15 protein-coding genes and 3 pseudogenes are annotated in these 23,329 nt (G+C 33.5%); 12 read left to right on the top strand and 6 right to left on the bottom strand.

Translation table 11 applies throughout. From position 1 onward, the window contains the following. Positions 1 to 48: 48 nt before the first annotated feature. Positions 49 to 1,152 (top strand): UDP-galactopyranose mutase, encoded by a 1,104-nt coding sequence (gene glf, locus ACFQ32_RS02865; RefSeq protein ID WP_046323995.1) that lies wholly within the window; start codon positions 49 to 51, stop codon positions 1,150 to 1,152. A 51-nt stretch (positions 1,153 to 1,203) separates the two neighbouring features. Here glf and ACFQ32_RS02860 read toward each other — a convergent pair whose 3' ends face one another. Both ACFQ32_RS02860 and ACFQ32_RS02855 read right to left on the bottom strand, forming a co-directional pair. Further along, positions 1,204 to 1,419 (bottom strand): hypothetical protein, encoded by a 216-nt coding sequence (locus ACFQ32_RS02860; protein WP_143443994.1) that lies wholly within the window; start codon positions 1,417 to 1,419, stop codon positions 1,204 to 1,206. A 1,069-nt stretch (positions 1,420 to 2,488) separates the two neighbouring features. Then, positions 2,489 to 3,516 (bottom strand): annotated as a pseudogene (locus tag ACFQ32_RS02855) (IS30 family transposase). A gap of 324 nt (positions 3,517 to 3,840) precedes the next feature. On the opposite strand from ACFQ32_RS02855, the gene ACFQ32_RS02850 reads away from it, so the two are divergent. The 5 genes and pseudogenes from ACFQ32_RS02850 to ACFQ32_RS02830 all read left to right on the top strand — a co-directional run bounded on the left by ACFQ32_RS02850 (position 3,841) and on the right by ACFQ32_RS02830 (position 7,814). Then, the gene (locus ACFQ32_RS02850) at positions 3,841 to 4,092 is read left to right on the top strand and encodes a hypothetical protein (RefSeq protein WP_046323996.1); all 252 of its coding nucleotides are present in this window, start codon (positions 3,841 to 3,843) and stop codon (positions 4,090 to 4,092) included. Between the two features lie 127 nt (positions 4,093 to 4,219). Next, a pseudogene (locus tag ACFQ32_RS02845) lies at positions 4,220 to 4,495 on the top strand (hypothetical protein); the annotation flags it as partial. A 20-nt stretch (positions 4,496 to 4,515) separates the two neighbouring features. Continuing rightward, positions 4,516 to 5,361: a helix-turn-helix domain-containing protein gene (locus ACFQ32_RS02840; protein WP_046323997.1), complete on the top strand. Its 846-nt coding sequence runs from the start codon at positions 4,516 to 4,518 to the stop codon at positions 5,359 to 5,361. Positions 5,362 to 5,464: 103 nt separating this feature from the next. After that, a complete protein-coding gene (locus ACFQ32_RS02835) occupies positions 5,465 to 6,691 on the top strand; it encodes an MFS transporter (protein ID WP_084619488.1) in 1,227 nt (408 codons plus the stop codon). Between the two features lie 850 nt (positions 6,692 to 7,541). Then, complete coding sequence (locus ACFQ32_RS02830) at positions 7,542 to 7,814, top strand: hypothetical protein (protein ID WP_122025410.1); 273 nt, start codon at positions 7,542 to 7,544, stop codon at positions 7,812 to 7,814. A gap of 487 nt (positions 7,815 to 8,301) precedes the next feature. On the opposite strand, the gene ACFQ32_RS02825 is transcribed toward ACFQ32_RS02830, so the two are convergent. Beyond that, positions 8,302 to 9,552, bottom strand: coding sequence for an MFS transporter (locus ACFQ32_RS02825; RefSeq protein ID WP_046324001.1), 1,251 nt, complete (start codon positions 9,550 to 9,552; stop codon positions 8,302 to 8,304). On the opposite strand from ACFQ32_RS02825, the gene ACFQ32_RS02820 reads away from it, so the two are divergent. Beyond that, complete coding sequence (locus tag ACFQ32_RS02820; protein ID WP_167334227.1) at positions 9,551 to 10,501, top strand: helix-turn-helix domain-containing protein; 951 nt, start codon at positions 9,551 to 9,553, stop codon at positions 10,499 to 10,501. The genes ACFQ32_RS02825 and ACFQ32_RS02820 overlap by 2 nt on opposite strands. A gap of 107 nt (positions 10,502 to 10,608) precedes the next feature. Here ACFQ32_RS02820 and ACFQ32_RS02815 read toward each other — a convergent pair whose 3' ends face one another. Next, entirely contained in the window at positions 10,609 to 10,869 is a 261-nt protein-coding gene (locus ACFQ32_RS02815) for a hypothetical protein (protein ID WP_046324003.1), read from the bottom strand. A 765-nt stretch (positions 10,870 to 11,634) separates the two neighbouring features. On the opposite strand from ACFQ32_RS02815, the gene ACFQ32_RS02810 reads away from it, so the two are divergent. Both ACFQ32_RS02810 and ACFQ32_RS02805 read left to right on the top strand, forming a co-directional pair. Next, positions 11,635 to 13,221 (top strand): ATP-binding cassette domain-containing protein, encoded by a 1,587-nt coding sequence (locus tag ACFQ32_RS02810; protein WP_379906895.1) that lies wholly within the window; start codon positions 11,635 to 11,637, stop codon positions 13,219 to 13,221. A gap of 210 nt (positions 13,222 to 13,431) precedes the next feature. Beyond that, positions 13,432 to 14,280 (top strand): helix-turn-helix domain-containing protein, encoded by an 849-nt coding sequence (locus ACFQ32_RS02805; protein WP_046324006.1) that lies wholly within the window; start codon positions 13,432 to 13,434, stop codon positions 14,278 to 14,280. Positions 14,281 to 14,966: 686 nt separating this feature from the next. Here the strand turns inward: ACFQ32_RS02805 and ACFQ32_RS02800 are convergent. Further along, complete coding sequence (locus ACFQ32_RS02800; protein WP_046324007.1) at positions 14,967 to 16,205, bottom strand: MFS transporter; 1,239 nt, start codon at positions 16,203 to 16,205, stop codon at positions 14,967 to 14,969. Between the two features lie 119 nt (positions 16,206 to 16,324). Here ACFQ32_RS02800 and ACFQ32_RS02795 point away from each other — a divergent pair, with 119 nt between their 5' ends. Further along, positions 16,325 to 17,188, top strand: a complete 864-nt coding sequence (locus tag ACFQ32_RS02795; RefSeq protein ID WP_046324008.1) for a helix-turn-helix domain-containing protein — start codon at positions 16,325 to 16,327, stop codon at positions 17,186 to 17,188. A gap of 943 nt (positions 17,189 to 18,131) precedes the next feature. Here the strand turns inward: ACFQ32_RS02795 and ACFQ32_RS02790 are convergent. Then, positions 18,132 to 19,375 (bottom strand): annotated as a pseudogene (locus tag ACFQ32_RS02790) (MFS transporter). 144 nt (positions 19,376 to 19,519) lie between these two features. On the opposite strand from ACFQ32_RS02790, the gene ACFQ32_RS02785 reads away from it, so the two are divergent. Together ACFQ32_RS02785 and ACFQ32_RS02780 are read left to right on the top strand one after the other, a co-directional pair. Then, entirely contained in the window at positions 19,520 to 20,362 is an 843-nt protein-coding gene (locus ACFQ32_RS02785; protein WP_046324010.1) for a helix-turn-helix domain-containing protein, read from the top strand. Between the two features lie 272 nt (positions 20,363 to 20,634). Beyond that, the gene (locus tag ACFQ32_RS02780; RefSeq protein ID WP_046324011.1) at positions 20,635 to 23,223 is read left to right on the top strand and encodes a PRD domain-containing protein; all 2,589 of its coding nucleotides are present in this window, start codon (positions 20,635 to 20,637) and stop codon (positions 23,221 to 23,223) included. The last annotated feature ends 106 nt before the right edge of the window (positions 23,224 to 23,329 follow it).

Here is a 23,329-nt window from a genome sequence, read left to right as displayed (position 1 = left end):
TCAGTTATAATACTTGTTACCTGGGAGTTTTTTGGAGGTATAGCATAAATGAAGTATCTAGTGGTGGGTTCGGGATTATTTGGCTCGGTATTTGCTTATGAAGCTGCTAAACGTAATAATTTTGTTACAGTTATTGATCGACGCAGCCATATTGGAGGCAATATTTATACAAAAGAAGAAAATGGTATTCAAGTTCATCAATATGGTGCACATATTTTTCATACTTCTGATAAATATATTTGGAAATACATACAAAAATTCACTAAGTTTAACAACTATATAAATAGCCCCTTAGCAAACTTCCAAGGTCGGATTTATAACCTACCTTTCAATATGAATACATTTAATCAATTATGGGGTACAATAACGCCACAAGAGGCCGCCAGCAGGATTAAAAAGCAGAGTCAAGAACTATTCGGCAAAAAACCGAAAAATTTAGAAGAACAAGCAATTCAGCTAGTAGGTCATGATATTTATGAGAAGTTAATAAAAGGGTATACGGAAAAACAATGGGGCAAAAAACCAACTGAGTTACCACCTTTTATTATTAAAAGATTACCAATGAGATTTGTATATGATAATAATTATTTTAATGATGAATATCAAGGAATTCCTATAGGAGGATATACTCAAATAATAGAAAAAATGTTAGATAGTCCTAATATTTTAGTTAGATTGAATACCAACTTTTTGGCTAATAAAAACAGTTACTTGGAGAACTATGACAAAATTATTTTCACTGGTATGATTGATCAATTTTTTAACTATAAATTTGGTAAACTAGAATATCGTTCCCTTAAATTTGAAACAAGAGAATTACCTATGGACAATTTTCAAGGCAATGCCGTAATTAATTATACCGATGTAGCTATACCTTATACTAGAATAATAGAACATAAACATTTTGAATTTGGACAGGGAAATAAGAATAAAACTATTATTACTTATGAATATCCAGATAGTTGGGACAGTAGCAAAGAGCCATATTACCCATTAAATGATAAAAGAAATAACAATCTATATAATAAATATCATGATTACGCAAAAAAGCAAAATAAAATAATATTTGGTGGAAGATTGGGACAATACAGATACTACAACATGGATCAAGCTATTAGTGCTGCACTAAAGTTAGTGAATAAAGAATTCTAAAAAGAATAGTCTTTAATTTTAAGTATGCATAAAGTCAGTAATACATAAATTTTAGAAAGAAACAGATATAAAAAGGTTGATTGTCAATGTGATATGGCACACGTGTAACATAAACACATGATCAAAGATGTGCTCTTCTAAATTAGGATGATTTCTGGTTCTAGATATTTTTAGGTAAACAATTAATTTATTTGCCACATGATACAGAATGATCGAATGGCCCCTTTTTCTAGTCGGCTTAAGCTTCTTTTGACGCTTTTTTGTCATCGGTAGTGGTCTTCTTTAAATTTTGGTAACAACCCACGTAACTTTCTATTTGATAAAGTTTCTGCCACGCATATATTTGCAACGAGTTAAGCTTAAAAACAGCGATCATCTTGCGTATTCCCATGTGATTTTCATAATAGAAGCATGTCACAATTGACTATAATTTAGGAACATATGTTTGCTTAACATGCTTAACTTTTAGGGCGTCTAAGTCGTATTGGCGGACTAGTTCTGCCCAATCCCTGATAACCGTTTAATCAATGCCATGTTCTTTGCTTAAGCTGGTTAAAGAGTTTTATTGTGTAGATATTTAAAAACAACTTCAATTTTCAAAGCAGTTGAATATTTAGTGATGAGAAAAGTGTTTCAAATAGCTAGATTAATGTCTACCTATATAAAGCACTTCAGGATTGACAAGGAACGTATAGTCTTTTAAATAATAAGACAGTTGTAACATATAAGGATTTAGAACACTTATATTCTAGTAAATGGAAGAGACACCAAATCTTAAATGATATGACAAACAAAGGCTTAATTGAAAGATCTGGACAAGGAACAAAATATATAACTCGCCTTGGGGTAAAAGTGTATAAAAGTAAGTTTATGACGAAATGGGTTGTAATATATTCTGAAAATTAAAAACGTTTGGTTTATTAAAAAATTGCACACATATTTATAAAAACGTTGCTAAATCAGCATCAAGAAATCAAATAATCATTTGGTGCTTGTTTGGCTTAATAAGAGGCACGAATATCTGCTAAGTAGCAAGATTGCTGCTTTTTAACATCATTTAAAGCAGAATATACAAACTAATATCATTACACCCGTTATTGCTCTTTTTGCAATATGAGATTATTATTAATTTAATTATATTAGTGGAAGCTGGCATAAAGAGTGCTGACACTTATTGTAGGAAACTATTTACCTGCAAATAACATTTTTCAGTTATGTAATTTTGGCTTAAATTACCGGTATTTGGTGAGTTGTTAAAAGTAATCATACCCAAATAGAATTAATTATGTTATCTCTAATTTTTAAATTCGAAAATTGCAGTTTTAAGTTGAACACCCTACTTGATCTGATAGATGCAATCTAATCTTCTTTCATATAATTCATCGGGTGTGTGGTAGGCTAAGATCTTGCGCGGCAGGTTATTGCACCATTCCTCAATGCCATAGATTTGCCTTAAGTCATAATCCTTGATGGACTTGCCTTTAGGAATGAAGCGCCGGATTAGCCGGTTGTGCCGCTCAACCCCGCCCTTCTCACAAGAAGTATCAGGATGCGCGTAGTAGACCAGCGTCTGCGCAGCTTCTTCTAACTGGGCTAAATCCGCAAACTCAGAACCATTATCGGTGGTAATGGTCTTAAAAACTTCGTGCCAGTGTTTCTGGTATTGGCTGCGCAATGTTTTAAAGGCCGCCATGACGCTGGCAGCCGTCTTATCCTTAATCGGGATAATCATGAATTTGCGGGTCATGCGTTCATACAGGGTTAAAAGGGCCTGGTCATCTTTGGTTTTATGTCCTAAAACTAAGTCGCACTCCCAGTGGCCAAACTCGCGGCGCTGGTTAATAGCAGCAGGCCGTTCACTAATACTGCGGCCCAGCTGGCGTTTATGCCAGCGTACCCGTTTAGCTTTCGTCTTACGGCTTAAGCACTCAGGCAAGTCAGTTGCCTTAATCTGTAATAAACCAAGTTCCACATAATGGTAAAGCGTCTTGGTGCAGACTGTTTCATTCCGGGTAAAGGCGCCGCTGGCTAAGGCGCGACCGGCACAGGCATCAAGCGACCAGCCCTGTTTGAAGAAGTGCGTTTCAACGTACTTAATGAAGCGGGTTTTGGCTAGAAAAGCTTGCTTACGGCCGCAGTTTAAGTGCCTTATCTGGTAGCGTCTTTGCGCCACTTGCGCATCGTAGCGGTGCCGTTTACCGTGATAGAGTGCAATCTGGCCGTGTTCAAGCTTGTACTTGACCGTGGTGGGCGAACAGTTGAGACTAGCGGAATTTGACGCAGGGACTGGCCCTGCTGGCGCAAGACTTAGATAATTACGCGGACTTGCACAGCAAGATGCTGGCCCTTTTGGTGAGTAGGAATTAAGGGAGTTCATTGGAAACTTCTTTCTAGAATTGATTGGGTTAATTACATTCTATCAAAGAAGTCCAATGGACTTTTTTTATTTTTTAATCAGGGCAAGTGTTCAACTTTATTTTACAATTTACCATTTTATTTTTTGTTAGCGCGTATTATCTGAACATGGAAGGAGTTAAGCGCAGATGCCCGGACACCGCCAGGGTATCTGCGCATGGACCGATGTCAGGACAGAAGTTTTAGTTTCCTATAGGAAAATTAGGCAAACATAATATGAGCTTATGCTAAAATTAAAATTAAAGAATAACGCTGAATAGATAAGGCAAAGCTATGAAAATTAACGATATAATAATAAAAGGTATAAAAAATAGTGAAAAAATTGCTATACCGTCAGTTATTTATTTAAAAGATGCTATTAGATTTAATATAGATGAAGCGTTAAAACAATTATCGGAAGTAAAAACTAATGAGACAAATTTACTTTATTCTATAAAAGCTTATTATAACTCAAAAGTAATTTCGCTTTTATCAAGATTTGTGGCCGGCTTTAGTGTTTCATCTTTACAAGAATATAAAAAATAGCTCGGTTTAATAATAAAACTGTTTCGGCTACCGGATTTGACGGTGTTGATATTAGTATAAAAAAAGGTATGACGGTTTATTATTTGATTATAACTCGTATAAATTAAATAATGGTTCTACTAATTTTTTAAAAAATTTGAAGATTTTGCAATCAAATGGATTTATAGTTACAGATTCATTTGGTAGAACAAAAATACCAGGTTTGTTTGCTATAGGAAGTGTAACAATGCCAATATCTGGAGTCCCAGAAGCTATTTATTCTGCACAGATTACTGGATTCTATGTAGGACATCTCTTAGAAAAGACAACTATTGCTGATCCTAGTGGTAGAGTTCCTTTCTTTCCTAGAGAAAGGAACTGGTTAAATAGCTATCAACATAAAATAGAGCTTGATGAAGAATAACCATAAAAGGTAGATTAGTTATGACAATTGGTGAAGCATTGAAAGAAATGCAGAAAGAGCTTGGACTAACCGGAAAAGAAATGGCTGCTGGCATTATTACAACTGGTACGTATTCACGTGTGATCCATGGTACTAGAAGAATAAGCAGTGATTTATTAATAAAATTACTACTAAAACACAATATAGACTTATCTTATTTCTTTGATAAAGTATCTGATACTTACATGCCTCCCTCCAATAGGTTAGAACAAAAATTATCCTCTCAATTTGGACTTGCATTTAATAATCATGATATTGTAGCAGCAGTTACAACATTCGAGCAGATTAAAAAGGCTAATGTTAGTATTCATTTTAAAAAAAGAGTACAGATAGCTGTTGCTTTTTTGACAAAAACTACAGATGATTTAGATAATAAGTTTAAGAAATCCATTATAGATGATTTAAATAAAGAGAGTAACTGGATTTTTAATATTCAAGCTTTACTTTTGTTTGCTACATCATTTGAAATTTTACCAATTGAATTTGTTGAAAAAAAGATGGTCTTTTTCTTTAATAAAATATCACGATCTAAAAACATTTCAGAAATTATGAAAGAAAGATTTGCCATCGTTTGTGTTAACTATTTACATTGGAAATATTCTCAAACAATAAGATTGAATGGAAAAATAGGGATAATTGGAGCTAATGTAGTGAATGCTATAAATTATCTTCAAAGCTTAGAGTCAAACACTCATTTTATCATTTATATAATATCAGCTAAATATTATTCGGCATTGTTTTCTGGTAATTTAACTCGTGCTAAGCAGATTAAAGAGAATCTGCTTGATATGGGGTGTACATTAGTGGTTAAAAATTGGCCACTGTGAATTTTTTGTTTATTTAAAAGTATAAATTCATTATGGATTTATAGCCAACCGATTATGAGTATTATTAAAAATAAGAAAAGGATTATAATTAAAAAAGTGTATTATGTTATGTAAAAAATATGTAAACGTTTATAAGCTGCTAGTTGGCCGAGTCACGACCAACATCGCCGACAGTCTGTTCTACATGGCGGTGCTCTGGTACTTCAAGGAGACCGGGCATTCACCTTTCATGGTAGCGGTCCTGTTGACCGTTACTTCCGGGGTTGACATGGTCTCGTTCGGCCTGGGCCCTCTGATTGATCGCATCTCAATGAAGAAGCTGCTGAACTATTCCACCATCATTCAGGCCGCAATCAGCGCCGCGGTGGTGGGGGTGTTGCAGCTGGGCCAAGGCGGCATCGGGGCTGACGCCGTGGTCTTAATTCTTTACACGGCCTCCACGGTTCTTTCAACCATTATTTACCCGGCCGAAACCAAACTGCTGCCGCTGTTTGTCGCGGAAAAGGACATGCTCCACTTCAACGGCCTGTTCGAGGTGACCTACGGCGTTTTGGACTTAGTTCTGGACGGTTTTGCCACCTTTCTGATTGCGACAACGTCAATCAGCATGACCGTGGTCATCTCCGGCGTGGTTTTTGCGCTGGCCCTGCTAACCTACGGGCGCCTGCAGATTAACGCCCTGGCCAAGGACGTCTTGGAGAGCGAGGAGTACTTCACCGGCTCCTACTGGAAGGACCTGCGCATCGGCTGGCAGACGCTGAAGGATGAAAAGAACATCCTGGAACTGATTCTGCCGCTGTGCGTCGTCAACTTCTTCTACGGCATTTTCGACGTGGGCCTGCCGTATTTTGGGCAGAACTACGTTCATGACTCGGCAATCGGCTACGGTGGCCTGCTGATGGCCTCGTCTCTGGGCGGCATCGCTGGTGCCTTCCTGGTGCAGCACTTCAAGCTGGGCAAGAAGAGCATGGAATTGTTCATCGCAATTTGCTTTGTGGGTGCTGGCGTCTTCCGCCTCCTGGTTCCGCTGACGGCGGGCCTGAGCGTCCTGCTCATCCTGCTGAACTCGGCCGTCTCCTCTTTGTGGCTCACCATGATGAACACGGACTTTGAGGCCCTGGTGCAAGTCAGCTTCTCATCTGCGGTGCTGGGGCGCATCGAGACCATCAACGACAGCATCCTGTCCGTCATGATACCGCTCGGGACGATGGCGGGTGGACTGGTGGTTGACCGGCTGGGCGCAATCAGCACGCAGTACATTTACGGCGTTACGCTGCTGCTCGCGGCGGTCTACTACCTCGGCGTGGTCAGGCATAAGGCCAAGAAGTAAAAAGAATCCGCATGGCATTAACATGATTATTCATCAGATTCTGTTGCTATAGTTTGGCGATGTTTTGATTGAGCATTCAGACTAAAAATAGATATGCCCCTTGAAATTAAAGTAGTTTAATAATTTCTGGTTAAGGACTAACTTCCGATATTAAATCGGGGTTAGTCCTTTCAGCTTGCTTGTTCCGGTGAAGGTAAGTTCTTGAAGGCCTGTTCAAAGCCGTAGAACATATTCCACTTTAAGGTGCCAAAGAAAGCCCACCATCAGTCCGTTGCCTTTGCGTGGTATGGACTGGTGGATGCCACGGCTTTTAGTCAAGTTTGAAATTGTAAGTATTCGTCTAGGTATCAATTAGTTGATGTGAATCAGTGTCAATTGTTTGAGCCACAGAACAGTGCTGTAGCCCTCCTCATGTAAGCTGAGTGCCTGTAATTTTTGTTCAACGGAAAATTGACCATAGTAAAACCCTCCAGATGGACTTAGGTCCAATTGAAGTGCAACTAAAAAGCTAGACATTTTATCTAAAAAATTCTTGAATTCAGGCCAGTCATAAAATTCAAACTCTGTTTTACAATTTACCGAAAGAAAACAAAGGCAAAACAATTATTTTTGTAACTCAGCGCTTGTCTGCGGTGAAATATGCAGATAAGATTCTCTTTTTACAAAATGGTAGAATTCTCGGCTTTGATACACACGAAAAATTAATCAGAAGTAATGCTGATTATCATAATATGTATAATTTGCAAAAGGATACTTATATCTAAATTTGGGTTGGTCTAAAAAGCGCTTTTTGCTACAATTAAACTATTTTAAGTAAGTATTTGCTGTTTACTATAGCGCAATGGAAAGTGTGACAAGTTTGAATTCTATTAAAAAGTTTTTAGATTGGCTAACAAGTTTATTACTGATTATAGTTGTCGGACTGGTTTTGATCACACTTTTTTCCGCATATTATAGTTTTGGCACTATGATTTTTGGAGTCCATGAGGCGAGCGCAATAAAGGATTTTTGGTTCACAGAAATCATGTTAGGTACAGCTTATGTATCTGTAGTTATGGTCATTGCTATATATACGGCAATAACTCGTTTTTTGAAGAAAAGAAAAAATGATGCTACTTGTTAAGTAGCATTGATTACAAATATAGCAAGATGAAGGAAGGTAGTTCATTGAACTAACTGCCTTTTGTTATTCAAGAATACTGTGGTTCTTGATATAGCTGGCTTTAATTGATGGTAAATTGTTTTGAGAGGAAGAGTGCATATGGCATGAAGTCCTTTAGAAAGGTGTTCAGCCATTGAGTGTTTACCATGCATTAAAACTAGTGCTGGAATTTGCCTCACGTATTATTGCCTTATGTCAACAAACACAAGTAAACAAAAAGACCGTCCCGACAATAACTTTATTAAGTAATATAAGTGTAAAATTGGCTAGCCATGAAAAAAGGAAAGACTAAACTGACAGTCTTTCCTTTTCCTATATTGCTTACAGTTCACCAATATTTATTGCTAAATTGCCCCTTAGGTTTCTGTTCTCTGTAGCAACTTTGTTCAATGACATTATGTTAAGTTAGATTGGTCTGGATTTTTTAGGTAAAAACATCAATAAATTTTTATGCAATTTCAGCTTGTTTTGTTTTGTTGACTTTTATCATTACAATTAAAGTAACAGTGAAGACGATTGCACTAAGTACTAGGACACCGTACAAGGCGTAATTAACGTTGATTGTACCAGCTATGGTGGTAAATAATGTCGTCATTAAAGGACCGGCGATTGCCAAGATTGTGTTTAAAAGCCCTGCTGAAGAAGATAATATTTTGCGATCTACGGAGATAACCAACCATTGCATTAACTTGGGACTGCTCGTACCAGCTAAGAAACCAAGAGTGGTCATTAGAATAAGACAGAACACGATATTCTTATTTAGGATGACAATAGCCATAATGGCACTACTAATAGTAGATAATAAAGATAGCTGGAAAAGCGATGTGTTTTTAAGGAGTTTGGTGCCGACTGCACTGCCAAGAGCTAAACCAATTGCGGCAGCGGCTCCTAGAAGTGCGATGGTGAAACTATAGCTGCCGATAAGCATGCTTTTGTTTCCTGCAATAACGATTGAAATTAATGGCTGGACAGAACTGAGCAAGCCATTAAGCATAGCTACAACTAAAACAATCGTTAAAAGTCCGTGGGCTTGCCTTACTTGCTTAAATGATGAACCAATTGTGGCAAAGAAGTTTTGGTCATTGACCTCTTCTGTCTGCTCAGGCTGTTGCTTATGAACGTTCGTCCCAATGTTGGCATAAAGTAAGCCTGCTGCTAAGAAGGTTAGTGCGTTGACAATAGCCAGTTCTGAGTATGACATGAAGAGCAGGAGCCCGGAGCCAACAAATTGTGCAACTAGCGTAATTAGTTGTGATACGCCGCTTGTAAAACCCTGAGCTTCGGCCATTTCGTTTTCACCGACGAGGCCAACGATTAGCGGCGTTTGTAAACCGCCAGAGTACATGCCGGAAAGATCAGATACAAAGTTGAGTCCGATAACCATTAAGACCAGGTTCCAGCCGGCAATATTGGTGGCAAAAAGCAGACCCACCAGCATGTATAACGCAAAGCGAATAACTGCCAGCCAGACAATTACGCGATACTTATTGTGTGTCCGGTCAGCCAGGTAGCCGCTGAAACTTTGAATTAAATCAGGCAGAGACTCGGTAATTGCAATTAAAGATAATGCCAGGGAATAATTTTTTAACTTGCTAGCATAAGTCATGAGGGCCAGGTAGAACAGGATGTTGCCTGCGCCGGATAACCAGCTGGCGAGGGTGAATTTTCTGTAATTTTTATTCTTTAAAAAAATGTTCATGTTTTTACCTCTTTTCTTAACTATATATTTAGTATATTTTGGTTATAATGAAAAAGAGAGGAATGTCATATTTGACAGTTTAAAGTTAGAAGGAATAAAAATGACAATTGGGGAGTTGTTAAAAGATTATCGGATAAGTCAAAAAAAGACGCAGAAACAATGGGCAAAAGATGTGATAAGCCCTTCATTCTATGCGAAAGTAGAAAAAAATTTAAGTCGGATTTCTGCCGAAGATTTAATTGAATTACTACATTCTAATCAAATTCCAGTGATTGATTTTTTCAGTAAATTAAATCAAAAAGATAAGTCGATTAATCAACAAGAATTAGAAATAAATCGACTTATTAATGAAGCATATTACCAAAATTCTAAAAAAGAGTTGCAACAAATACGAGATGTAGTTGCTGAAGGTGAATTACCTAATAAAAATGATGAATTACTTCTTATTGATGCCTATATTGCGGTAATTAGTAAAGACCTTACAATGCTAGATAAAGAAGTTATAGACAGAATGAAAGAAAAAGTTTTTAATATTTCTAATTTTGATGAAGATGGATTAATTATGTACTGTAATTTCATGAGCTTTTATGATTTGAATAGCAACTTATTGCTATCTAAAAGGATAATAAAACAGCTTGTTGGATCAAGCAGTGTCAGAATACAAGAAAAAATTTTGGCTATCATTATCAATATGCTGATTTTTTGCATTAGAAATAAGCGATTTGAAGAAACTGAGGTATTTGTTAATTATGCGGATCAAATAAAAACAAAACCGGAGGTTTTCTTTTATAAGCTGCTGATACCGGCATTTTATAATATAGTTAAATATCAAAATAATCATGATAAAAAATATCTGGATGAAACAGAAATAATAATTAAAAGTATCAAATTAGCGGGAATGCCGGATTATGGTAAGGAGTTAGAAGAGCTTTTAGTTGCAAATAAATAAACTTGAAAAAGCCATGTTTGATTTTGAAGTACCCCCAAATTTGGGGGTATTTTTATGTTTAATTTATCTAAACAAGATAAAATTGAAATCTATCATCTTTGGCACAACTAATTAGTTTGCTTTTGCTTATTTTGAGTATTTCTGAAGAATATTATCCACTCATAAATACATGCAATAACCGCTATTAGATAATCATACCAATGAAAAGCTTTTGAAAAGCCTACTAGAGAGAGAATAAACACGGCAATCAACGCTAAACTAAAAAATATAGGTTTAGCAATCGCCATATTATACTTAATAAGCCAAGTATCAATTGGCAGAAGCTCTAAAGCTAAAATAATAATTATTATTACTAAAGTAGTATTCATGTTATAGTCACACCTTTTAAATTGTTTTAAAGATAAATAAATACGATTGTTCGTGCAGTCCAGTAAGCGACTGTGCTGTTAAAGTGGAGCTATACAAAAAGGCAATCCATTGGATTGCCTAGACGTCTAGTACGCCTCTTTTGCATGCGAAGATCGCACTTTATTTCTCCTACTGAAATTATAGCACAAGAACACATGATAGAATAGTGAAGTACGACTTTCGATCCTCCCCGAAAAAGGTGATTGCATGGGAAAGGTTGTACTTTTGTTTCTTCTAACGTATTTACTACTAACCAGTATAACGCCTGCATTGCGCGAGCTAGGACAAGATCTTGATAAATTAGCCAATTTAATCGAAAAGATACTCCGGTTATTTAAGTAGTAATCAGAAAGAGGTGGGCTTTTGTCCTACCTCTTTTTGATTACTACTTTATTTTTTATGAACCTTTTAAAGTTGCTAGCCACTTGACTTTAGCGCTACTTCAATTAATACACTATGTTGAGTTATTTTGGCATAGGTGAAAGTGGATAGGAAATAAATTCTGTTAGTCTTGGATTTGTCATATCTAGCATATTTATGTCAAATATGACAGTTTTATTAATAAACATAAAAAATAAATTATATTAGTTATATCAAAATACAGCATAGTCGAGATATGAAGGTAAATACTCTACATGTAGTAATGGAAAAGAAATGTATTGGGAAGTATTTAGGTATTTTCCATTACATGCAAAGTGAGATTAAAGCAAATTAAGGAGAAAATCATGGTTTACAAATACTACTCGCACTTTAAGTTTTTTTGTTTAAATATTTTCGGATTAATTTCCAGTATGCAGAATATTGTTACAGCATACATTGTTGGTTCGTTAATTAATTTGGCAACGGCTAAAAATTTTGCAGCTATTCCAATCTTTTTTGGTAAAAACATTTTGTTATTGATCTTAATTTTAATCGCCACATTAATTTTTGATTATCTTAAAGCAGACGCTGCTAAGCAGGTCAATACTAAGTTAAGGCTTAAAGTGATGAGGGGTATGCTCTCGGATGAGCAAGAAGATGCTTCTAATTTAGGTTTCTTAACTAATGATTTTAAACTTTTGGAAACAAATCGCTATGATGCTGAAATAGGAATTTTGATTTATTCATACACTGTCGTATTTGCTATGGCATTCGCTTTGTATCTAAATTGGCAGCTTACAATAATATTCTTTATTGGTTCGGTTATACCAACAATTGTTTCCACCTTTTTCCAAAAGCCTATTCAAAATGCTGCAGAGGCTTGGACAAATGCTAATGATAAATATGTTAATCAAACTAAAAATTTGTTATCTGGTACTGCTACCTTTAATTTATATGATAAGCAGGATAATGCAGTTAAACAAAATCAGTATAAAGTTAACCAATTAGAAGAAAAATTAGCCAAGATGAATGTGCTTAATACTAATACCAGTGCTTTTCTTAATGCAATTGCAATTATGGGTACTTATTTATTGCCGTTTGCAATTGGTATTGCATTAGTAATTAAAGGTCAAACTACTTTAGGTGCTCTTTTTGCAATAACGCAATTATCTAATTCATTTGTAAATCCAATTTTACAAATTTTGCAAGAACGAAATAATTTGTCTACTACAAAGCCAATTGTTCGAAAGATAAAGCAATATATACAAAAAGCAGATAATGTGGAGCGTGAACAAACCAACAATCCTATATTTAATGAACTACAAGTGCAAGACCTAGATTTAATGCGTCAGGATAAGGTATTAGCACAACATATTAATCTTGATATTAAGTCTGGCCAAAAAGTTGCGGTCATCGGACCCTCAGGATCAGGGAAATCTACGATGTTACAGTTTCTAATGTATGGTAAGTATGGTAAATCTAAAAAAATTATACTTGATCATAACGAAGTAGCGGCAGGATCGTTTACTAAGTTGTTTGCCTATTCCAGCCAGAGTGCAGTTATTTTTTCTGATACGCTTTGGTTCAATCTAACTCTGGGTGCCAATATAGCTAAAGAAAAAGTTCTTGAAGTGTGTCAAGGTTTACAATTAGGGCAGTTAATTAAAGAAAAGGGATTTGATTATCAATTAGGTGACAATGCAGATCAACTATCTGGTGGCCAATTGTCCAGAATTGAGGTGGCACGGGCTATTTTAGCCAATCGACCAATTTTATTACTGGATGAGATTAATGCTTCACTTGATAAAACTTCGTCAAAGGCGATTCACCAATATATTTTTGATTCAAACTTTACTTTTGTTGAAGTTATTCATCATTACGATCCAGAAGAACTGCAAAAGTATGATGTAGTTGTTGATTTTAATCAATACCAATTTGAGGATAAAAAATAAGTTGCAAAAAGTTCTAAGAGTGCTTACTTGGTTGCGATATTAAATAACATAAAATAAGACATTAGACATTGACAGAATGTAATAACCAATTTTTACCTCAGTATTATATAATTTTCATTTTAAATTTAATGATACTTTTATATTTTTTGATTATAATAAAATTAAAAAGTGTAATATTTGATAGTTAATCAAATAGTTGAGGAAATTTAAATGACAATTGGTGAATTACTAAAAGACTATCGTATTCAGCAAAAGAAAACACAAAAACAATGGGTTAATGATGTGGTAAGCCCGTCATTTTATGCAAAAGTTGAAAAAAATTTAAGCAGCATTTCAGCAGATAATTTAATTGAGCTATTACATGCTAACAAAATTTCATTAACTGATTTCTTTGATAAGTTAAATCACCAGGCTAAGACTGTACATGATGAAAATCTAGAAATCGATCGGATGATTAATGAAGCGTATTATCAAAACTCTGTGCATGATCTGCAACAAATACGAAATTTTGTTGCAGAAAGTGATTTTCCAAATAAAGAAGATAAATTAGATATAATTGATATATTTATTGCAATAATTAACAAAAATCTTTCCAGTATTGATAGTGGCGTTATAGATAGATTGAAAGAGAGAACGTTTGATGTTTCTCATTTTAATTCTGATAATTTAAGATTGTACTGCAACCTTATGAGTTTTTATGATTTAGATAGTAATTTATTGATTTCAAAAAGAGTAATACGTCAGTTTATTGGCTCAAGTAGTATAGATATTCAGAAGTTAGTTTTATCTATAATTATTAATATGATGATTTTGTGTATTCGTAACAAAAAATTTGAAGAAACAGCATTTTATGTTAGTAGTGAACAACAAATCAAAACAAAACCAGATATATTTTTCTATAAAACTATTGCCCCAGCTTTTGAGAATATAATCAAATATCATTATGATCAAAATTCCAAGTATCTTGATGAAGTACAAACAATAACTAAATGTATAAAAATTGCTGGTATGCCCAGTTATGGTAAAGAGCTTGAAGAATTAATGCTTGCTAATAAATGAGATTTTAAAATGTCGTATTAAACCATTAAGAGTTAAATATGACATTTTTTATATGCTTATATAAAATCGTAATAAACTAGGAGTAAATAGAAAGGAGTAAGAAAATTGAAAATTTATTACGTAAATTAATTCATATTGGGCTCAATTTAGATTGATTAGAAACATGGGAAAAATGTTTTGAATAAGTTAAGTAAAGATTTAAAAATAAAGTCTAAAGTAGATGATCATGTTTATGAAGCATTTGTGGATGGATTATTTATAAAGTTTAGACCAGGAAAAATTTATAAAGATAAGTAGGTTCTCTATAAAGGAGATGGTAAAAAATGTTTTTAAAAATTGGTATCGTATTTGGCGATCAAGTTGGATGGGGTCGACACTAACAAAAAACATTATTCAAAAGAGAATAATGTTTTAGAGACTAAATATAAATCAAAGTATTACTCTGCGAAGTAATACTTTTTTAGGTGCTACAGATATAATATCATCTTTAGAATAATTTTGACCACTGAAGTTAACCCCTAGAATTGGACGTTAACATTAATTCATGTTTGCTAAGGCGGTATTCCGATATTCAAACGGAGTTAGTCCTTTTAGGGCACGATTATCTTTTAAAAAGAAACAAAAAAGCGATTCTTTCAGGTCGCCCCAGACGCAGGTAAAAGGTGTTTATTGGTTCGGCGCAAAGTTTAATCAGCTTTATTGATTTTTAATAATACAATTGAAATAGCAATAAAAACTGCAATACCCAGTATAATGATTCCATATAGAGCATACGTAATGTCAGTTGCACTAGCAATGCTTGTAAAAACTGTAGTGGTTAAAGGGCCAGCCATCACTAAAATTGTATTTAACAAACCAACAGATGAAGATAAAATTTTACGATCAACAGTAGTAACAAGCCACTGTAGTAATTTAGGGCTTACAATACCAGCCAAAAATCCTAATATTGTTAAGCAAAATAAACTAGCAAAAATGTTTCCATAAATAATAGCAATAGCTAAAGTAATAGTAGCAATAGTGTCTGCAAGGACAATTAAAAATAATGAAGTGTTTTTAAATATCTTAGTACCAATTGTGCTGCCAGATGCCATGCCAATAGCTGCAACAGTGCTAACCACAGCTATTGTAAAACTATAATTGCCAATTAACATGTTTTTATTGCCAGCAAGTACAATTGAAATTAGTGGTTCGACTGTGCTAAGAAGGCCATTAAGCAAAGCGATGACCAAAACAATCGTTAAGAGGCCATTAGCTTGTTTAACTTGTTTAAGTGAAGAAACAATGGTTGCTCCGAATTTTTGAGTGTTAACTTCTTCTGGCTGATTATTTACTTCTTGTTTTTTAACATTCATACCAATGTTAGCGTAGATGATACCAGCTACTAAAAAAGTAATGGCATTAACAATTGCTAATCCTGAGTATGACATAAATAGTAGAAGGCCAGACCCAGCGAATTGTGCGATCATAGTAATTAGCTGTGAAATGCCATTAGTAAAGCCTTGAGCTTCAGACATTTCATTTTCACCAACTAGACTAACTATTAGTGGAGTTTGCAAGCCTCCTGAATATTTACCCGAAAGATCTGAAATGAAATTAAGTCCGATAACCAGTAATACTAAATTCCAGCCAGATATGTTAGTTGCAAATAATAACCCTACTAACATATATAGTGCGAATCTAATTACTGCTAGCCAAACAATGACATGATACTTGTTTTTTGTCCGATCAGCTAGATACCCACTAAGACTTTGAATTAGATTAGGTAAAGACTCTGTAATTGCAATCAAAGAAAGAGCTAAAGAGTAATTTTTAAGTCTACTAGCATAAGTCATAAGAGCTAGATAAAAAAGTATGTTGCCGGCACTTGATAACCAGCTGGCTAAAGAAAATTTTCTATAATTTGTATTTCTTAAAAAAATATCCAAAACTATGCCTCCTATTTCTTTATAAACGCTATTTTTATTATATTTGGGTTTATAATTTTAAATGATAAAATGGCGAATTCGAATTTTTTTGGCTAAATAAGAAAGAGGGAGGTAAATTAATGAAGATATATGAATTATTGAGACAATACAGATTGGAACAAGGTAAAACTCAAAAAGAATGGGCTAGCAACGTAATCAGCCCTTCGTATTATTCTAAGGTTGAAAAAAATATTCACCGTATTTCAGCAGAAGACTTAATTGCTTTGTTAGAGGCTAATAATGTTTCGCCAATTGATTTTTTTAGTAAATTAAATAGTAAAGCGCAATTACGACATAAGCAACAAGCAATCTTTGAGCGGCTGGCAGGTGATGCGTATTATCAAAATTCTAAAGCGCAATTATTACGGTTAAAACACTTAATTAATGAAAATGATATTTTTGCTAATAATGATTTAATAATTACTATAGATGCTTATATTGCATTATTAAATGATGATGTAGATAGTTTGGATAAAAAAACTAAAGAAGCGATTAAAGAAAAAATTTTTAATACGACAAAGTTTGATAGAAGTAAGTTAGCTATGTATTGTTCGTTTATGCCTTTTTACGATATAGATAGTAATCTTTTACTTTGCCAAAGGATTATGCAACAGTATCAAAATAGTGCAGATACAAAGATTCAATCAATAATATTGGCAATAATAGCTAATTTACTAAGTTTATGCATTGAACAAAAAAGATATGAAGTAACTAAACCGTTTATTAAGATAGCAGTTGGAGTGGAGTCAAAACCAGAGCTGTTTTTTTATAAAAACATGCTATTGATTTTTATCAATATAATTGCTTATCATGATGAAAACAGCCCAAAGTATTTAGCTAAATGTAAAAAGGGAATTGAAAATCTAGCTTTGCTTGGTATGCCAGAGTATGGTAAAAAGGTAGAAAAGTTCTTTTATGAGAATATAAAAGTCGATAATGATTAATAAATATAGTAGTTGTTTTGAATATTAGGTACAATTATATTAAATGGTAAAAGTTTGAATTATAATTGGTCTAATTGTGAAATTACTAGGTAACGAAAAAAGGGAAGGCTGTTAAATCAGTCTTTCCTTTTGCTATATGGCTTCAATTTCATAAACAATTATTTGTTGCAGTTTTAAGCCGTGTAGCTCTAAGTTTCATAGCAACTTCGTTCAATGTGCATTATGTTAAGTTGCTTTTATATAATTTAAATTAAAAACATTAATTTTTTATTTTAAATGTTTTTTTATTATTTTAATGTATACTAAATGCATAAACGAATAGACAGGAACAACTAGTGCCATTGGCTCAGCCTGTTTTATGAAAGTCAGAAATGATTTGGACTATATGAATAATACACATCTACACAATTATATTTATATAGATGTCAACCTTACAGGGATTTATATCATAGCAGTTCCTTAATCATGATTAACAGAAAGTGATGAAATTATGTCTGAAATAATAGGGTACATGGCTGTTATAACCGCAATGTTTCGCCTTGCACAAATTTATAAGGATAAGCCCTTTTTTAAATTTATGAAACAGAATCGTGGGATACTCCTGCTTTCGTATTCTGTAATAACTCTCTTAGGATTTGGAATAGTACAGGGATTTGGCCGCTTATTCCCACCATTTATTACACTATTAGTAGTGTTTATGTTGCTTGGCGTTTTCTACATGCTTAGAGATCGTAAAATCAGCTAGTTTAAATTAAAATTGCTAATTCTATAGCAATCGTCCCTAACTTAGTTAGTGGTGATTGCTATTTTTAATCTTCGGAATAAACTACCTTAATGAACCATTTTTTTACTTGTTTGAATGATGAAACAATGACTTGAGCGGTTTCTTCTCCTTATTGCGATTAGTATAAGGTATTTAATGAGAAAAGTTAGTTAGAAATTATTATGCAAGTTCTGCTTGTTTTATCTTGTTAACTTTTATCATTACAAGCAAAGTAGTAGTGAAAACTATGACGCTAAGTCCTAAAACGCCATAAAGTGCATAATTAACATTGATTGTTCCAGCAATAGATGTAAAAAACGTTGTCATTACTGGTCCTGCAATTGTTAAGATCGTATTTAAAAGACCTGCTGAAGAGGCTAAAATTTTGCGGTCCACTGAAACAACTAGCCATTGCATTAATTTAGGACTATTTGTACCAGCAAAAAAACCAAGAGTTGACATTAGGACAAGGCAAAATACAATATTTTTATTTAAAATAGCAATTGCCATAACAGCACTATTAACAGTAGATAATAAAGAAAGCTGGAAAAGTGAAACGTTCTTTAAGAGCTTAGTACCTCACTACCTGAAGCTAATCCAATAGCTGCAGCAGCTCCTAAGAGTGCGATTGTGAAGCTATAGTTACCAATAAGCATACTTTTATGACCAGCGATAACAATTGAAATTAGTGGTTCTATTGAACTAAGTAAGCCATTAAGTAAGGCTACAACTAAAACGATGGTTAAGAGTCCATGTGCTTGTCGTACCTGTTTAAGTGATGACTTGATTGTTGCAAAAAAGTTCTGATCATTGACATCTTCTTTTTGAATGTGTTGCTTACGAACTTTCGAGCCTATATTGGCAAAAATTAACCCAGCTGCTAAGAAAGTTAATGCATTGACAATTGCTAGTTCTGAGTAAGACATGAAAAGTAGGAGACCAGATCCAATAAATTGTGCAGCTAATATAATTAACTGCGAGATACCACTGGTAAAGCCTTGTGCTTCTGCCATTTCATTTTCCCCAACTAAGCCAACAATTAGGGGAGTTTGTAAGCCACCAGAATACATACCAGAAAGGTCAGATATAAAATTAAGTCCAATAACTATTAGCACAAGATTCCAACCGTTAATGTTGATTGCAAAGAGTATGCCAACTAGCATGTACAATGCAAAACGAATAATAGCAAGCCAGACAATAACACGATATTTATTATGCGTTCTGTCGGCCAAGTAACCACTAAGACTTTGAATTAAATCTGGGAGAGATTCAGTAATAGCTATTAAAGATAATGCTAATGAATAATTTTGTAATTTGCTGGCATAGGTCATAAGAGCCAGGTAAAAAAGAATATTGCCTGCTCCAGATACCCAGCTAGCAATCGTGAACTTTCTATAATTTTTATTTTTTAAAAAGATACCCATGACTTCTGTTTCTCCTTCATCAAATATTATTTCTTCGTAATGATATTTACAGTATATTTTGACTATAATAAAAAATATAAAAGTTTCGTATTCGAAATTTTTTGTCAAATGGGAATGTTATATTGGAAATAAGAGGAGGAGTACATGACTATTGGTAACTTGTTAAAAAAATATCGCTTAAATAGAGAAAAAACGCAACGAGAATGGATAGGAAATATTGTAAGCCCTTCTTATTATTCTAAAGTAGAGAAGGGAATCCATCGTATATCTGCAGAAGACTTAATAAGTTTGTTAAATTATAATTCTGTTTCTTTAATTGATTTTTTTAGCGAATTAAATAATTCTAAGCAGAAGGGTTACAATCAAGAGCAGGAGTTAATGGATGTAATATGTGATGCTTATTATCGCAATGCCAAAAATGAATTGGTAAAATTGAAAGAGATTGTTAAAGAAAGTGATTTACCTAATAAAGAAGATGATCTACTTTATCTAGATGCTTATATTGCGAATGTAAATAACGAGGATTTAAATGATAAAGAAAAGCAAGCTTTAAAAGATAAGATCTTTAGTAGACCCAATTTTGATAAATCTACGTTAGTCCTTTATTGCAATTTTATGATGTTTTATGATCTAGAAAGTAATGTAATAATTTCTAGAGGGATAATTAAACAATTTCAAGGATCAAATGATGTAAAAATTTTAGAAATGATTTTAACTGTTATTGGTAATTTATTAATTCAGTGCATTGAAGAAAAAAAGTATGATGAAACCAAATTCCTAATTAAGGCAGCAAATCAAATATCAACTAAACCAGAATTATTTTTCTATAAAAATGCCATAGTATTACTTGAAAACATGATTATGTACCACTATGACGCTAAGGATAAGTATTTACAGATTTGTCATAAGGCAATTGAAAACTTTTCTTTATTAGGGATGCCTGAATATGGCAAAGAAATAACTAGATTTTTTGAAAAGCAAAAATAAAAATATCGTATTTAACATAAAAATTGATGTAAGTTCCAAAAGTTAAACAGCTTTTGGGGCTTTTTTATGATTAATTAGCTAAACAAAAACTCTAAGTGTGTTAAGAGGTCTAATTATTTAGAGATATTAAGAACTAGTCACTGATTATGCCAAATTTTATATGTAAGCATGGATATGAATTAGCCATTTATAAGACTTTTTGGAGTTGGCAAAAATTCTCACTAGATATACACTAAACTCAAACTAGTGGTAGTGTATATTTAGGTGACAAAATGATAACAAATAAAGAGAAGGCTTATCGCTATATTCAACAGAAGTTTTTTAAGGAACAGAAATTAGATCAAAATAATGGGGTAAATACTGAAGAAGTTGCCAACTATTTACAAACTAAAAGACCTAATGCAAGTGCGATGCTTAACCAATTGGTTAAGGAAAAATTGCTGACTAAAACTAAGACTAGACCTGTCAAATATCGTTTATCTGATCAAGTTACTCATGATGCCTTTGATCAGCTGATTGGTTCTAAGGGTAGTTTGGCTGATGCTGTGAAACAAGCCAAAGCAGCAATTCTTTACCCAAGTGGTATGCTTCCGCTACAAATTATTGCTGAGCCCGGAAGTGGCAGTACATATTTTTCCAAAGCAATAATTGAGTATGCTAAGGATAAAAATGTTTTGCCTAGAAAAGCAAGTTATCATGAAATTAATTGCATTATTACACCGGATATAAATAAAGCACTTTTTGGATCTAATTCTGGGGATAGTTTTTTAACTCGTTATCAAAATAGTGTGATCATGATTAATCATTATGAAAAACTAACTAGTGCCCAGGTCTACCAAATCAATCATTTAATTGACCAAACTAGTAATTTAAAACATAATTTAGTTTTGTTTTCGACTACTTTAGAAAACAAAGATTTGATAAGGACATCTATTAAAATAGTTTTGCCCAATCTTAATGATCGACCACTTAGTGAAAAGTTAGGTATAATTCAAAATTTATTTGATAAACAAGCAAAATCTGCGAAGAAAGCGATTGTCGTTAGCTCTCAAATTCTGCTTGGATTAGCAATTCATGAATATAAGCAGGGCTTTAAAGAATTAGAAAAAGTAATAGTATTCGCTTCGGCTAAAGCTTATTTACGTTCTTTAGATGATCTTCAAGAGCAAGAATTTATTATGAAAAGTGATTTTCCTAATAACTTTATATTTGAGAAAACACTTAATATTGAACAAAGTCAGAAAGTAAAAGCGCTGCTTCAGAATCATGAAAACTATGTTTTTGAGGGTAATAAAAGTAATGCTTTAGCTGATTATAATGAAAAATACGAACAAAAATTATATCAAAGTATTAGTCAGAATTACCAAAATTTGGCGCAAGAGGGCTTAGAACCCAGAGTCATTAAAAAGTCAGTATTTGAACGGATTGAGAGTCTCTATAACAAATATGGCTTTCATATTAATGAAGCGTTGCGACATCAAGAAAATGAATATTTGACTGAACTAGGTAAATTAGTGTCAACTGATTTGATCAAAATGACCAGAAATTTTTTGAATCATGCGTCAGCACAATTGAACCGTGAGTTTGATCAAAATATTTTTTATGGTTTATGCTTACACCTTAATTCTATTATCAAGTTAAACAGTAAAAGTGAGCATACACTTAATCAAAAAGAAATAGCTTCTCTTAAAATAGAGTATCCTCAAGAATTAGCGTTAACTAGAAAATTTGTTTCTCAGTTAAAGGAAAAATTTCATTACACTTTTTCCGAAAACGAAACTATGGTTTTGCTAACATTCTTAGTTGAGTCACGTACTAAGGAAGGTAAGCCCGTAATATTGTTTGCCATGCATGGCAATGGTGCCGCCCATTATATTAGCGAAGTAACAAATGCTTTAAACCATGCTCATAATTCTTATGCCTATGATATGCAACTAGATAAAAATTTAAATGTAGTTTTTAAAGAGCTGAAAAAGTTAATTTTTAAAATAAATCAAGGCGCTGGAGTTATTGTAATTTATGATATGGGATCGTTTAAAGAGATTTTTGAACGTATAATTGATGAAACACAAATTCCGATTCGTTTACTCAATATTCCGATTACATTAATTGGGTTGGAAATTAGCAGAAAAGCGCTACTAAATACGAATATTGATGATGTTTATCACAATGTCATTTCTAATATGGAAACATATAATCATAGTCAATTTAATAATAAACAAAATATGATTATCACCCTTTGCCATACTGGCGAAGGTGGAGCAATACAATTACGCGATTATATTAATCAATATTCTCGCCTAGGTTGGCTTGTAAAGCCAATGAGTATTTCAAATCGTGAAAAATTAGCAAAAAATGTTCAAGAATGGCGCAAAACGTATAATATTAAAGAATTTATTGGTACATACAATCCGAATTTATTCGGAATACCTTTTATTCCAATCGCTAAAATTTTCGAGAATTCACATGATAATCTAGATCGAATATTGAATTTTTTGCCGATTGAGACCACTACAACTGTTTATGATCAAGTTTATAACTACTATGAGAAAGAGTTGAAATATGTACAAGTTAGTTTGCTCAAACAAACAATGCCTCAAGTTTTAGATCAATTGACTGAACAATATCATTTGTCAGAAGATATTCAAATTGGACTGTTTACGCATATAGTTGGTATTTTAGAAAGCGGATTAAGTGGAGAGCCTAGACAAAATATCAAATTATCAGCAACTATTCTTAACAGCTTAAAAATTGATTTTAAATTTATAGAGCATGCACTGCGCCCAGTTGAAAAAGCTTTTAATTTTTTATTTAACGACAGCGATATTTATACAATTATTGCAATTATTAAAAAATTGTAATTAAGGAAATCTTTAAAGAACCCTCTTTATGAAGTGCAACTAAAAAGTTAGACATTTTAATATTACGCAAGACTCAATGCACGATTTCGATATTTGATCGGGGTCG

The sequence above is a fragment of the Lactobacillus melliventris genome (assembly GCF_042679465.1).
Taxonomy (GTDB): domain Bacteria; phylum Bacillota; class Bacilli; order Lactobacillales; family Lactobacillaceae; genus Lactobacillus; species Lactobacillus melliventris.
The sequence above is the reverse complement of the archived record's forward strand: the minus strand, read 5'-3'. Positions and strand labels throughout refer to the sequence as shown.